10 protein-coding genes are annotated in these 14,572 nt (G+C 68.6%); 5 read left to right on the top strand and 5 right to left on the bottom strand.

What is annotated here, in order from left to right; translation table 11 throughout:
• Window positions 1-9: 9 nt before the first annotated feature.
• From D571_RS0101650 to D571_RS0101670, 5 genes are read left to right on the top strand one after another with little or no spacing between them, the layout of a single operon-like run.
• A complete protein-coding gene (locus D571_RS0101650; protein WP_018934941.1) occupies window positions 10-2,541 on the top strand; it encodes an ABC transporter substrate-binding protein in 2,532 nt (843 codons plus the stop codon).
• The gene (locus D571_RS0101655) at window positions 2,534-3,643 is read left to right on the top strand and encodes an ABC transporter permease (protein ID WP_018934942.1); all 1,110 of its coding nucleotides are present in this window, start codon (window positions 2,534-2,536) and stop codon (window positions 3,641-3,643) included. Before D571_RS0101650 ends, D571_RS0101655 begins: the two co-directional genes overlap by 8 nt.
• Window positions 3,640-4,968 (top strand): ABC transporter permease, encoded by a 1,329-nt coding sequence (locus D571_RS0101660; protein WP_018934943.1) that lies wholly within the window; start codon window positions 3,640-3,642, stop codon window positions 4,966-4,968. Before D571_RS0101655 ends, D571_RS0101660 begins: the two co-directional genes overlap by 4 nt.
• A complete protein-coding gene (locus D571_RS0101665; protein WP_018934944.1) occupies window positions 4,968-5,957 on the top strand; it encodes an ABC transporter ATP-binding protein in 990 nt (329 codons plus the stop codon). Before D571_RS0101660 ends, D571_RS0101665 begins: the two co-directional genes overlap by 1 nt.
• Window positions 5,954-6,952, top strand: a complete 999-nt coding sequence (locus D571_RS0101670; protein ID WP_018934945.1) for an ABC transporter ATP-binding protein — start codon at window positions 5,954-5,956, stop codon at window positions 6,950-6,952. Before D571_RS0101665 ends, D571_RS0101670 begins: the two co-directional genes overlap by 4 nt.
• A gap of 161 nt (window positions 6,953-7,113) precedes the next feature.
• Here the strand turns inward: D571_RS0101670 and D571_RS13905 are convergent, their stop codons facing one another.
• The 5 genes from D571_RS13905 to D571_RS0101700 form a co-directional block, all read right to left on the bottom strand.
• Window positions 7,114-9,861: a diguanylate cyclase gene (locus D571_RS13905; protein ID WP_018934946.1), complete on the bottom strand. Its 2,748-nt coding sequence runs from the start codon at window positions 9,859-9,861 to the stop codon at window positions 7,114-7,116.
• A 416-nt stretch (window positions 9,862-10,277) separates the two neighbouring features.
• A complete protein-coding gene (locus D571_RS0101685) occupies window positions 10,278-10,481 on the bottom strand; it encodes a DUF2892 domain-containing protein (protein ID WP_018934947.1) in 204 nt (67 codons plus the stop codon).
• Window positions 10,482-10,597: 116 nt separating this feature from the next.
• Window positions 10,598-11,902 (bottom strand): citrate synthase, encoded by a 1,305-nt coding sequence (locus tag D571_RS0101690; RefSeq protein ID WP_026287497.1) that lies wholly within the window; start codon window positions 11,900-11,902, stop codon window positions 10,598-10,600.
• A gap of 154 nt (window positions 11,903-12,056) precedes the next feature.
• A complete protein-coding gene (locus tag D571_RS0101695; RefSeq protein WP_018934949.1) occupies window positions 12,057-13,004 on the bottom strand; it encodes a GGDEF domain-containing protein in 948 nt (315 codons plus the stop codon).
• A 32-nt stretch (window positions 13,005-13,036) separates the two neighbouring features.
• On the bottom strand, window positions 13,037-14,557 hold the full coding sequence (locus D571_RS0101700; protein ID WP_018934950.1) for an FAD-linked oxidase C-terminal domain-containing protein: 1,521 nt from the start codon (window positions 14,555-14,557) through the stop codon (window positions 13,037-13,039).
• Between the last annotated feature and the right edge of the window lie 15 nt (window positions 14,558-14,572).

A 14,572-nucleotide genomic window follows, 5' to 3' on the forward strand; every position in this document is an offset into this window, starting at 1 on the left:
GGAGTCCCCTTGTTCGATCTGCGCCGCCTGCTGCCCCCGCTGATTCTCGGCCTGTTCGTGCTGGCGGTTGCGGGCACCCTGTGGATGGGCGAGCGCAGCGACGACACCGCCGCCCCGCAGCCCGTGCCGGGCGACCCGGCGGAACGGAAGGGGGCGCTGGTCGACGAGGTGGTGTTCACGGTGGAATCCGACCCCGGGCGCATCACCGCGCTGATCGAGCGCGGTTCGCATCACCTGTTCGGTCAGGGGCTGGATTCGGCCTCGCTGTTCCGCCAGATCCAGGCCTCGCCGCGGGTGGGCCACCATTTCTCGCGCGGATCCGTGTCCGAACTGACCCTGAACCCCGCGGTCACCGATGACGGCGCGCTCAACCCCTTTTCCGACCGCCGGGTCCGCGAGGCGATGAACTGGCTGGTGGACCGCACGCACATCGCCGAGGAGCTCTACGGCGGGCTGGCGGCGCCGCGCTATCTGCCGCTGAACACCGCGTTCCCCGACTATGCCCGTCTGGCCGATACCGCGCGCGAACTGGAGATCCGCTATCGCCACGACACCGAACGTGCCGAGCGGGTGATCGGCGAACGCATGGAGGCCCTGGGCGCGGAGCGCCGTGACGGCCGCTGGTATTACGAGGGCGAGTCGGTGGTGATCAAGGTCCTGATCCGCACCGAGGACAACCGCGAGCGGGTGGGCGACTACGTGGCCAACCGGCTGGAGGATCTGGGGTTCGAGACCGAGCGGCTGTATCGCACGGCGGACGAGGCCACCCGGCTGTGGATCGCCAGCGATCCCGCCGAGGGCCGCTGGCACGTGTACACCGGGGGCTGGGTCTCCACCGTGATCAACCGCGACGTGGGCGGCGATTTCAACTATTACTACACCCCCCGGGGGCGCCCCGATCCGCTGTGGCAGGCCTACGATCCCGATCCGGAGCTGGATGAACTGGCCGAGCGTCTGGAGCGCCGCGAGTACCGGTCCGTGGAGGAGCGCGAGGAGCTGATGGGGCGCGCGCTGGAGCTGGCCATGGAGGATTCTGTGCGGATCTGGCTGGTGGACCAGCAAAGTGTCTGGCCGCATGCCGAAAACGTCGAGGTGGCGGTGGATCTGGCCGGCGGGGTCACCGGGTCCGGCCTGTGGCCGTATACCCTGCGCTTTCGCGACGGCGTGGGCGGCCGGGTGGTCATCGGCACCCCCAGCATGCTCACCGAGCCCTGGAACCCGGTGGCGGGGTCCAACTGGATCTTCGACCAGATGATCCTGCGCTCGCTGTCCGATCCGGCGGCGCTGGCGGATCCGTTCACCGGACTGTACCGGCCCCAGCGCATCGAGCGCGCGCGGGTCACGGTGGAGGAGGGCGCTCCGGTCGGGCGCACCCTGGACTGGGTGGAGCTGGAGCATGTGGAGCGCATCGAGGTGCCCGGGGATGCCTGGCTGGACTGGGATGCCGGCGAGGGCCGCATGGTCACCGTGGACGAGAAGGAGCCCGACGGGCTCACCGCGCGCTCGCGCACCGAGATCGAGTTCGAGTCGGGCTATCTTGACCGCTACTGGCACGACGGCTCGCGGGTGTCGGTGGCCGACATGATCCTGCCCTGGATCCTGACCTTCGAGCGTGCGGACGAGGACAGCCCGCTGTTCGACCCCGGGCACGTACCCACGTTCTCGGTGTACCAGCGGCATTTCCGTGGCTGGCGCATCACCGACACCGATCCGCTGACGGTCGAGGTCTACAGCGATCAGGTCTTCCCCGATGCCGAGAGCCTGGTGGCCAACCGCGTGCCTTCGGTGCAGCCATGGCATGTCCTCGGGCTGGGGATCGAGGCCGAACGCCAGGGCGATCTGGCCTTCTCCACCGGACAGGCGGACCGCCGCGGCGTGGAGCAGACCCATCTGGTCTCCGGGCCGGCGCTGTCGATCCTGCGCGACTACCTCGAGGGTGCGGCTGCCAGCGGCCGGGTACCTTATGCCCCGGTGCTGGGGGAATGGGTGGCGGACGAAGAGCCGGCGCAGCGCTACGCCGCACTGCAGGAGTGGTACGCCGAGCGCGGGCATTTCTGGGTCGGCGACGGTCCGTTCTATCTGCATCGGGTGCGTCCGGTGGAAGGCAGCCTGGTGCTGCGGCGCTTCGAGGACTTCCCCGATCCGGCCGACAAGTGGCTGCGCTTCGCCGAGCCGCGCATCCCGGAACTGGTGCTGGAGGGGCCGCTGATCGCCGAACTGGGCGAGTCCATGAATGTGGACCTGGACATCGGTTTCGCCGGCGAGGCCTATCCGCCGGAGGACATCGAGGAGGTGCGCTGGATGCTGTTCGACGGGGATGACGAGCTGGTGCGGCGCGGTGCGATCGAACCCGGGGACGACGGGCGCTGGCGCCTGGAGCTGGACGCGGAGACCCTGGAGGCCCTGGGGACCGGGGCCAACGGCCTGGAGATCGCGGTGACCGCGAGGCCGGTGGCGCTGCCGGCATTCGCCTCGCATGCCTTTGCCACGGTGCCGGGCGGGCGCGTGCCCGAGGTCCTGCCGGAGGACGCTGATGACTGAGTCGGCCACCGGCATGCGGCGCGGGCTGGGGCGGGATCTCCGGCGGCTGACCGTGTTCACCGGTAAGCGCCTGCTGGCCCTGCTGGTGACGGTGCTGATCGGGGTCTATCTGACCATCGTGATCGCCAACATGGGCGGGCAGGTGGATGACCTGCGCCTGGCCCAGATCGAGACCACGGCGGCCGAGGCGGTGCGCGCCGATCCCGCCTTCCACGACCTGCCGTCGGAGGAGCGCAACGAGCTGATCGAGGAGCAGGTGGCGCTGGAGGTCGACCGCCTGCGCCTGGACGAGCCCTTCATCTGGCGCAGCTTCGACTATCTCTATCAGGCGATGATCCTCGATCTCGGACGGGCCGAGGAGATGCATTCCGATGCCGGCTCGCGCGAGGTCTACCAGATCATCGTGGAGCGGCTGCCGGCCACATTGCTGCTGTTCGGCACCGCCAACCTGCTGGTGTTCTTCGTCGCGGTGTTCGCTGCGCTGGGCCTGTCGCGGCGCTACGGCTCCGCGATGGACCAGAGCGTGATCGGGCTGGCGCCGAGTTCCGCCGCGCCGGGCTGGTTCTACGGCATCTTCCTGATCCTGCTGCTGGCGTTCATCTGGCCGCTGTTCCCCACCGGTGGCATGGTCGCGGTGCCGCCGCCGGAGGACGGCTGGGCCTATGCGGCCTCGGTGCTGCGGCACATGGCGCTGCCGGTGCTGGCGATGTTCATCTCGCAGATCTTCATCTCGATCTACTCCTGGCGCACCTTCTTCCTGATCCACTCCAGCGAGGACTACGTGGAGATGGCACGCGCCAAGGGGCTGCCGGATCGCCTGATCGAACAGCGCTACATCCTGCGGCCCACGCTGTCGCCCATCGTGACCAGCTTCCTTCTGATGCTGATCGGGCTGTGGAGCGGCGCGATCATCCTCGAGCAGGTGTTCAACTGGCCGGGTCTGGGTACGCTGCTGTTCGAGGCCATCGGCCATCGCGATACCCCCGTGATCATCGGATCGGTGGTGATCTTCGCCTATCTGCTCGCGATCACCGTGTTCGTGCTGGACTTCCTCTACGCCATCCTCGATCCGCGCGTGCGCATTGAAGGAGGCCGTTCATGAGTCCCTGGAGCGAGGGCCTGCGTCGGCTGCGGCGCTATCCGTCGGCGGTGGCGGGGATGCTGATCATCCTCGCCCTGCTGGGCACGGCGATCTACGCGGTCACGGCCATCCCCTACAGCGAGGCGCAGAAGCTGTGGCGCGGTGGCGAGGAATGGCAGGACCTGCCGGTGAATGCATCACCGGCCTGGACCGACCGGCTGACCGGGGGCAACGCGCCGCCGACCCTCAGCGTGGGGGCGGATGCGGAACGGCGCAGCGTGGCCCCGTTCGACGGCGGCCGCATCGAGGAGCGGACCCTGCACTTCGAGTTTGACTACGACGACTTTCCCAGTGAGCTCAACCTGTTCCTGGATGCGGAGTTCGAGAGCCGCGCGCCGTTCGTGCGCATGACCTGGGAGCGCCCGGACGGCACGGAGGTGGCCCTGGGTTCGCGCCGTGTGGGGGCCCGCGAACGGGTGTCGATCTCGCAGGACAGCGCGCTGGAGGCCCGTCTGGGGCAGGCGCCGCAGGTCGGGTTGTTCAGCGATGCCGACGCGGCGGAGCCCGAGGTGATGCCCGGGACCTACCGCCTGGTGCTGGAGACGGTGCATTTCGAGGAAGAAGGCCGGCTGGATCCGGAGCTGGTCGCCTACGGGCAGGTCCACGGGCTGTTCGGTACCGACCATCAGCGCCGCGATCTGTCCGTGGCCCTGCTGTGGGGGACGCCGGTGGCGCTGGCATTCGGCCTGATTGCCGCAGTGGGTACGACCATCACCACCCTGATCATCGCCGCGGCCGGGGTGTGGTACGGCGGCTGGGTGGATGCCGCGATCCAGCGGCTGACCGAGGTCAACATCATCCTCCCCCTGCTGCCGATCCTGGTGATGGTCGGAACGCTCTATTCCACCAGTATCTGGCTGATGCTGGGCGTGGTCGTGGTCCTCGGGATCTTCTCCGCCGGGATCAAGATGTACCGCGCGATGCTGCTGCCGATCCGCCAGGCCCCGTACATCGAGGCGGCGCGCGCCTACGGGGCCAGCAGCCCGCGGATCGTGCTGCGTTACATGGTGCCGCGCATCCTGCCGGTGCTGATCCCCACGTTCGTGACCCTGATCCCGACCTACGTGTTCCTCGAGGCTTCGCTGGCGGTGCTGGGCCTGGGCGATCCGGTGCTGCCGACCTGGGGCAAGGTGCTGCACGACGCCCAGGCGCAGTCGGCCCTGTACCACGGGTTCTACTACTGGGTGGTCAGCCCGGCGGCGCTGCTGATGCTGACCGGACTGGGCTTCGCCATGCTCGGCTTCGCCCTGGATCGCGTGTTCAATCCCCGGCTGAGGAACCTGTGATGGCGGTGACGGCCAACCCCGACAGCCCGTTGCTGGAGATCGAGGACCTGCGCATGCAGTACCGCACCGAGCAGGGGCCGGTGAACGCGGTCGACGGGGTCAATCTGGAGATCCGCCGCAACGAGGCGCTGGTGGTGCTGGGCGAGTCCGGCTGCGGCAAGTCCTCGCTGGCGAAGGTGCTGCTGCGCACCCTGCCGCGCAATGCCGGGCGGCCGTCGGGGCAGGTGCGCCTGGACGGGCGCGACGTGCTGGCGCTGTCCGAGGACCGCTTCCGCCGCGAGGTGCGCTGGGTGCGCATCGCGCTGGTGATGCAGGCCGCGATGAACGCGCTGAATCCCGTGGTGCGGGTGGGTGAACAGGTGGCCGAGCCGCTGCGCATCCACCGCGGCTGGTCGCGGCGCGCGGCCATGGCCCGCGCCGCCGAGGCGTTCGAGGAGGTCGGCATCGCCGCCGATTTCCTGCAGCGCTACCCGCACGAGCTGTCCGGCGGCATGCGCCAGCGGGCGGTACTGGCGATGGCGCTGGTGACCGACCCCGACCTGGTGATCCTCGACGAGCCGACTTCGGCGCTGGACGTGCTGACCCAGGCTTCCATCATGAACGTACTCAAGGGCATCAAGCGCGATCGCGGCACCAGCTTCGTGCTGATCACCCACGATGTCGCCACCTCCAGCGAGTTGGCCGACCGCGTGGCGCTGATGTATGCCGGGCAGGTGGTGGAGGAGGCCCCGGCGGAGGCATTCTTCACCGCGCCGGCACACCCGTACTCGCAGATGCTGATGGCCTCGGTGCCGCGCCTGCGCCAGGAGGCAGCGCCGGTACCCATCCCCGGGCGCCCGCCCAGCCTGCAGGATCCGCCCGCCGGCTGCCGTTTCGCCGCGCGTTGCCCGCGCCGCTTCGAGCGCTGTGCCGACGACCCGGCGGTGTTCCACCCGGACGAGCGCCATCGCGTGCGCTGCTGGCTGCATGACGCGGGAGGGACCGGATGAACACCCGTGCTCAACAGGAACCCCTGCTGGTCGCCGACGACCTGCAGACCCACTTCGAGCTGCGCCAGTGGGGCTTCATTCGTACCGGGACCGTGCGCGCAGTGGACGGGGTGCGCTTCACCCTGGATGCCGGCGAGGCGGTGGCCGTGGTGGGGGAATCCGGCTGCGGCAAGTCCTCGCTGGCGCGTACCCTGCTGGGGCTGAACCGGCCGACCGGGGGCGACGTGCGCTTCGCCGGGCAGTCCCTGGCCGAGCTGCGGGGCGCGGCGATGAAGGACTACCGCGCCCGGGTGGGCTATGTGCAGCAGGATCCCTACGGGGCCCTGCCGCCGTTCATGGACATCCGCCGCGCGCTGGAGGAACCGCTGATCGTGCACGGGATCGGCCCGCGTGCGGAGCGCGAACGACGCATCGACGCCGCGCTGGAGGAGGTCGGGCTGACCCCGGCGGCCGAGATGCGCGGCAAGTTTCCGCACCAGCTCTCCGGGGGGCAGCAGCAGCGGGTGGTAATCGCCCGGGCCCTGCTGCTGCGGCCGAAGCTGATCATCGCCGACGAGCCGGTGTCGATGCTGGATGCCTCGGTGCGGGTGGAGATCCTCGACCTGCTGCACCGGGTCCAGCGCGAGCACGACATCGCACTGATCTACATCACCCACGACCTGTCCACCGTGCGCCACTACGCCGGGCGGGTGATGGTGATGTACGCCGGCCGCATCGTGGAACAGGCCCCGGTGGACGACCTGCTGGCGGCCCCGCAGCACCCGTACACCGAGGCGTTGCTGTCCGCGCTGGCCGACCCCGACCCCGCCAACGCGCGGCATATGCGCGAGATCCCGGCCGGCGAGGCCCCAAGCCTGGTCACCCCGCCGCCGGGCTGTCGCTTCCACCCCCGCTGCCCGCAGGCCATGGCCGGAGTCTGCGAGACCCGCGACCCGCCCGATTTCCACCCCGCGCCGGAACACCGCGCCGCTTGCTGGCTGCGCGAGCCGGAGTAAACGCCGGAGGAAACGGCGTTCTCCGCAAGGAGCTTCTGCCAGGCGGCCTGAACCGGATCCCTGAGCGGGGTACGGCCATGACGGGAGCCGACGGCGCCGCATCCTGAATTGGAGCAAGGGGGTCGAAGGGGGGCCGGCTTCCGCCCCCGGCAAGCAGCCCGTCAGGGCTTCTGGGCGGTCAAGACCGCCACTCGGTCGCGGCCCTGTTCCTTGGCGCGGTAGAGGGCCTGGTCAGCCGTGTGCAGCAGGACCGAGGGGTCGGAAACTTCCGGGCTGGCCGGATGCAAGGCCGTGGCCCCGATGCTGACCGTGACCCGCCCGGCGTCGACGGTTTCGTGGGGTAGGGCGAGACCGCGTACCGCGGCCCGGATCCGCTCGGCGACCTTGCGGGCTCCGTCCAGGTCGGTTGCGGGCAGGATGCAGGCGAACTCCTCGCCGCCGTAGCGTGCGACCAGGTCGGTACTGCGCGGCACGGCATCGGCTATTGCCCCGGCCACGGCCTTCAGCGCGTCGTCACCGGCCAGATGGCCATGCTGGTCGTTGTAGCGTTTGAAAAGGTCGATGTCGAGCAGCAGCAGCCCGAGAGAATCGTCGCTGCGCGCCGCATGCTTCCACGCCTGCTCCAGCGTCTCGTCGAAGCAGCGGCGGTTGGCCACGCCGGTGAGGCCATCGATCGAGGAGAGGCGCTCGAGTTCTGCCTGGGCGCGCTTGCGTTCCGTGATATCGCGCACTACCGCCTGCAGTAATCGCCGACCCTCCACGTTCATGGTGGTGAGCAGCACTTCCGACGTAAAGACCTCGCCGTCCATCCGTTGGTGCTGCCACTCGAACAGATGGCTGCCCTGTTCGACGGCGGTACGGATTTGCTCGCCCGCCAGCGTGCGCGAGTCGGCTCCGCCGGGCTGCACGGGCGGAGACAGATCGGCGGGGTGCTTGTCGAGGAATTCTTCCCGACTGGCGCAGCCGAACATCTTCAGGGTGGCGTCGTTGCAGTCGAGAAAGTCGGATTCGTCCAGCAATATGACGGCATCGGAAGTGGCCTCGAAGAGGGTGCGATGCTTCGCTTCCGAGCGCCTCAACTCCACCTCCGCCTCCCGCCGGGCGAAGGCGCCGGCGACAATCTCGGCCACCAGGTTGAGCGAAGTGATCTGCTCGTCGGTCCACACCCGCCGGCGCACGACCATGTCGTACCCCAGGAAGCCGTAGACCTTTCGGTCGATGATCAGCGGCAGGCAAAGCAGTGACTGAATTCTCTGGCGCTGGAATTCGGCCCGTTCCGGAAGGTTCTCGGGGAGAATGGCCAGGTCGGGCAGGTGCACGCTTTCACCGCGCAGTATCCGGTCGGTAATCCAGGCATGATGGTCCAGCGGGATCGATTGCAGGGTCTCCCGGTGGGGACTGACCCCTTCGTTGCACCACTCGTGGGTGTTGCTCATGGTGGTGCCGTCATCGCCGAAACGGAATATGTAGCTTCGATCGGCAGCAAAGAACGCGCCGGTGCGCTCCAGTGCTCGATCGATTGCGCTATCCAGTCCCGCGCCGGCAAGGTTGACCATCTCCGCGGAGATCTCGACCACCATCGCCTGCAGCCGGGCCTGGGCCTGGCGGGTCTCTTCCGCGCGGCGTCGCGCGAGAGTACTGGAGAAGATTTCCCCCACGACCTGCAGCAGGCGGATCTCGCTGTCACTCCAGTGGTGCGAGATGCGGACCAGATCGAGGCCGTAAAAGCCGAACGCCTGTCCATCGGTGGACAGGGGCAGCATCAAAAGGGAGCGGATGGACTGGGCGCGGAACTCGGCCCGCTCGTTGGCCGCCTCCGGCGGCAGGGCCTCCACATCGGGCACGTGCACGGGCTGTTGTCGACGGATGTGGTCGGTGCACCAGGAGTAGGCGGCCATCGGCACCTCGGAGATGCGGTAAGCCTGGGGTGCCACGCCCTCGTCGCACCACTCATGGGTGTTGTCCATCAGGCACCCGTCGTCCCGAAACTGAAAGACGTAAGTGCGATCGGCCTCGAAGAATCGGCCGATGCGTTCCAGCGCCCTGTGGATGGCATCGTCCGCCCGTTCTACCGGGGTGTTGACCATGTCGGCCGAGATGGCCGCCACCATCGCCTGGAAGTCGGTCTGGCGGCGGCGCTCGGTGATGTCATGAACAAAACCGTCGAGATAGGCCACACCGCCGTCGCGGTCGAAAATCGCCCGGCCTTTTTCATGCACCCAGCGGACCCGACCATCCTTGCGGCAAATCCGGTACTCGATATCCCAGCCCTGTTTCCGGGCCACACCGGTTGTGACACTCTGATCCACGAAAGCGAGATCGTCCGGGTGCGTCACGCTCTTGATGGTTCGCACCGCATTGTTGATGAAGTCCGCGGCCGGGTGGCCGGTCACCAGCTCCGCGCCCTCGCTGACATAGAGCGCGGTCCAGTCTTCATCGAGCTTGCAGCGGTAGGTGATCCCGGGGATGTTTTCCGTCATCGCCTGAAGCTGGTCGCGGGCGTAGCGGATCTCCTCGATGGCCTGCTCGTGCTCGGCGATGTCGCGCAGGACCACCACCGCGTACCAATGACCGTCGAGAGCGACCGACGAGACCGACAACGCCGTCGTGATCTCGTGGCCGCCGCGGTGCAGCACCTTCATCTCGTTGAGCGTGCCGACCGCTTGCCCGTCCCGGTGCTCCCGGGCGTGGTGCAACCCCTCGCGGAACGCGGCCCGGTGGCGCTCCGGGACGATCCGCTCACAAACGGGGTGACCGTACATGGTGGCCCGGTCATGGCCGAGCAGGGCCTCGAAGGCCCGGTTGGCGAAGACGAGGCGGTTCTCGTCGTCGATGATCAGGATCGCATCCGGCGCCGCCGTGGCAATGGCCTCGGTGAGTGCGTCGGGAGCCAGTGGGCGGAATGTCATCCGGGGGCGCTCCGGTGAACGGTCCCGGCAACGGGCGACGCGGCCGCACTCCGGCCTGTGCTCCGAAGAGTGCTGGTGCCCGGGTCGTGTCCGCTGCTGCCCTGGTTGATCATGACCTTGTTACCGCTCAACTTTCATCGACCGCTTCGCTCCGAGTCGTCCCTGTACGGATGACCGCGCGCCCGCCCGAACTGGACCGCCGCGGCTCCTCGCCATGGGCATGGCCGGGCTGTGACACGACCACGTCTTGTACATGCTGATGCGACTGCCGTTGCCGGGATAGATTCCCGGAAGTCCTCGCGCCTTTGGCCCCGGAAACCCGTGCGCCTGAACGAAAAGGGCCCGGACGGAGACGTCCGGGCCCTTCGCATGCGCCCGCCGTTCGGGGCGGGCGCGGGGTGTCTGCCGGGCCGGCCTCAGCTGAAGGCTTCGCCCGGCTTCACGCCCATGGCCTTGAGGATCATGGCCAGCGGGCAGAAGCCGGTGAAGGCGGACTGCAGCAGGTTAAGGCCGACGAAGCCGGTCAGCAGGAGCCACAGCGGGCTGAACTGCCAGGCCAGGATGGCGCTGATGATGATGACGGCGCCGGCAAACGCCATGACGATGCGGTCGATGCTCATGCGGATCTCCTCCTCGTATATCGATTTCTTCTAATGTACAACCGTCCCCGCCCTTCCACAAGGGAGAACTCACAAGGGAGACGCCTCGGGAAGGCGCTCCCGTTGTGCGGCCGGCCTCAACGTTCCTCGATCGGCACGTATTCGCGCTCGGGATACCCCGTATATAGCTGACGCGGGCGCCCGATGCGCGATTCGGGGTCCTGCATCATCTCGTTCCAGTGTGAGATCCAGCCGACCGTGCGGGCGAGGGCGAAGATCACGGTGAACATGTTCAGCGGGATGCCCATCGCGCGCAGGATGATGCCGGAGTAGAAGTCGACGTTGGGGTAGAGCTTGCGCTCGATGAAGTAATCGTCCTCCATCGCGATGCGCTCCAGCTCCATCGCCACGTCGAACAGCGGCTGGTTGTCGGCGCCCATGTCGCCCATCTCTTCCAGCAGTTCGTGGCACATCTTGCGGATGATCTTCGCGCGCGGGTCGTAGTTCTTGTACACCCGGTGCCCGAAGCCCATCAGGCGGAAGGAGTCGTTCTTGTCCTTGGCCCGGGCGACGAACTCCTCGACGCTCTTCCCGCTGTGCACGATCTCCTCGAGCATGCGGATGACCTTCTCGTTCGCGCCGCCGTGCAGCGGACCCCACAGCGAGGCGATCCCGGCGGAGATCGCGGCGAACGGGTTGGCCTCGGAGGAGCCGGACAGGCGCACGGTGGAGGTCGAGGCGTTCTGCTCGTGGTCGGCGTGCAGGATCAGGATCAGGTCCAGCGCGCGCACGAACACCGGGTTCGGCTGGTACGGCTCACTGGGCACGCCGAACATCATCGACAGGAAGTTGGCGGTGTAGGACAGGTTGTTGTCCGGGTACATGAACGGCTGGCCGTTGGCGTACTTGTACGACCAGGCGGCGATGGTCGGCATCTTGGAGATCAGCCGGTGCGCGGCGATGCGCCGGTGTTCCGGGTTATGCACGTCCACGTTGTCGTGGTAGAAGGCCGACAGCGCCCCGACCACGCCCACCATGATCGCCATCGGGTGCGCGTCGTGGCGGAAGCCGTCGAAGAAGCGGCGCACCGCCTCGTGCAGCATCGAGTGCTCCTTGATGATGCGCGAGAAGTCGTGCAGCTCGTCGGAGGACGGCAGGTCGCCGTTGAGCAGCAGGTAGCACACCTCCAGATAGGTGCTCTGCCCGGCCAGCTGCTCGATCGGGTAGCCGCGATAGAGCAGCTGGCCGGCGTCGCCGTCGATGAACGTGACGTCCGAGCGGCAGCTGGCGGTCGACATGAACCCCGGATCGTAGGTGAAGTAACCGAGCTCCTTGTACAGCGTGCGGATGTCGATGCAGTTGGGCCCGTGCGAACCCTCCTGCAGCGGCAGCTCGATGCTCTTGCCGGTGGAGTTGTCGGTCAGCGTGACGGTCTTGCTCATGGAACGGCCTCGCGTGGAATCGATGATGGCGACCAGACCCGAATGGTAAACCAATCGTTCCGCGGCCACAGCCGCTGTCCGGCCGGATCATGGCCACCGGGATGCGACTGCGGGACGGAACCCTGCGCCGCGGACGCGGCCCGACTGGATCGGGTCAGCGGGTGTGGCGCTGGCGCAGGATGTCGCGTTCGGCGAGGTGCAGGGTGCGCTGCAGGCCGTCGCCGGGGTCGCGCAGGGCGCGGCCGGTATCGATCGCGGGATGATGTTCGCGCAGGGCGGCCCGGATCTCGTCGTGGCGGCGTTCCAGGGCCTCGGGGCCGGTGTCCACCAGGAGGACGGCAAGCCGGTTGCCGGCCACGCGCGCGCCGCGGTCGCCGGGGTTCAGCAGGCCCTGCAGTATCTGCCCCAGGGCGGCGAGGACGCGGTCGCCGTTGTTGATCCCGTGGTTGCGGTTGAGGCTGTCGAGGTCGGTGATCTCCGCGAGGACCATGGCGCAGGGCTGGCCGTTGCGCCGGCAGCGGGTCTCCTCGCCGTCCACGGCGATGTCCCAGCCGCGCCGGTTGAGAAGGCCGGTCACCGGGTCGATGCTGGGCAGCAGGGCCTCGGTCTGGCGCTGGCGATCGAGGATGTCGTTCTCCCGCTGCATGGCCAGCAGGTGGCCGGCAGTGCGGGTCAGGGCCTCCAGGGCCGCCTGCTGCTCGCGGATCTGCGTGTCCATCGGCTCGGGGTGTACCCCGCACAGGGTGCCGAACAGGCTGCCGTCGGGTCCGTACAGGGGAAAGCCCACGTAGGCCCCCACCGGGAGCCGCCGGTTGACGGGGGCATCGCGGTAGACCGGGATCGCGCGCGCGTCCGGTGCGATGGACGGGGCTTCACCGCGGGTCATGTGGATGCAGCAGGACTCCTCCCACGGGAGGACGGTGCCGGGCCGGGTGCCGCTGCCGTGGTCGAGCACGCGCAGCATGATCCAGTCGTTGCCATTGACCCGCGTGAACAGCCAGGTATCCATCGGCACCAGCGCATAAAGCGCCTCCAGCAGGGACTGCACCGCGCCGGAAAACGGATCGGCGGGGGCGGGGTGATCGTGGTGGGGAGCGTCCATGCCGGGGTGACCTCGCGGGCGGGGCAACGGGTTCAGAAACGCGGGATATCAGGGGCGGGCGGCTGCGCCGAGCGCACGTGCTGGCGGCCGAATTCGGCGCAGCGTGCCAGCGTGGGCACCGCCTTGCCGGGGTTCAGCAGGCCGCGGGGGTCGAACGCGCGGCGCAGGGCATGGAACTGCTCCAGCTCGTCGGAGGCGAACTGCACGCACATGCCGTCCAACTTTTCCACCCCCACGCCATGCTCGCCGGTTACCGTGCCGCCCACTGCCACGCACAGCTCCAGGATCGCTTCGCCAAACTCCTCGGCGGTCTCGGTCTGCCCCGGCTGGCTGGCGTCGTAGAGGATCAGCGGGTGCAGATTGCCGTCCCCGGCGTGGAACACGTTGCACACGCCCAGGCCGTGTTCGGCGGACAGCTGGTCGATGCGCTCGAGCACGTGCCCGAGCTGGTGGCGCGGGATGGTGCCGTCCATGCAGTAGTAGTCGGGCGAGATACGGCCGGCGGCGGGGAAGGCGGCCTTGCGCCCGGCCCAGAAGCGCGCGCGCTCAGCGTCGTCCTGCGCGGTGCGGACCTCGCGGGCGCCCAGCCCCAGCAGCTTCTCGCGCACGAACATCACGCTCTCGGAGACCTCGCTGTTACTGCCGTCCAGCTCGCACAGCAGGATGGCCGCGGCATCCACCGGATAGCCGGCATGGACGAAGTCCTCGGCGGCGCGGATCGCGGCGTTGTCCATCATCTCCAGGCCCGCGGGGATCAGCCCGGCGGCGATGATGCCGGCCACCGCGGCGCCGGCGGTCTCCACGTCGTCGAAGCTCGCCATCAGTACCTGGGTGCGCTCCGGGCGCGGCAGCAGGCGCACGGTGACCTCGGTGACGATCCCCAGCATGCCCTCGGAACCGATCAGGAAGGCCAGCAGGTCCAGGCCCTCGGTGTCGAGGGTCCTGCCGCCGACGCGGATGACTTCACCGTCCAGGGTCACGAACTCCAGCCCGGTCACGTTGTGGACCGTGAGGCCGTATTTCAGGCAGTGCACCCCGCCGGCGTTCTCGGCCACGTTGCCGCCGATGGAGCAGGCGATCTGCGACGAGGGGTCGGGGGCGTAGTACAGACCGGCCGGGGCGGCGGCCTCGGAGATCGCGAGGTTGCGCACGCCCGGCTGGACCACCGCGCAACGGTTGTCGGCGTCGATCTCGAGGATGCGGTTGAAGCGCGCCATCGACAGCAGCAGGCCCTCGGCGCTGGGCAGCGCGCCCCCGGACAGACCGGTGCCCGCGCCGCGCGGCACCACCGGCACGCCGTGTTCGCGACAGGCCTTCAGGCACAGCTGGAGCTGTTCCATGCTGGCCGGCAGGGCGACCGCGCCGGGGACCTCGCGAAAGGCCGAGAGACCGTCGCATTCATACGCGCGGCGCTCGCTTTCCTCGACGATCAGCGCCTCCGGCGGCAGCTGCTCGCGCAGGGTCTCGATCACGGCGGCCAGGCCGGCGTGACTTTCCGCGCCCGTGGGCGGAGAGGATATGTGCCCGGACTGCGGGTCGGGGATGGCGCTCATACCCGGATGGTAGCC

This window comes from Thioalkalivibrio sp. ALJ24, assembly GCF_000377785.1.
Classification (GTDB): domain Bacteria; phylum Pseudomonadota; class Gammaproteobacteria; order Ectothiorhodospirales; family Ectothiorhodospiraceae; genus Thioalkalivibrio.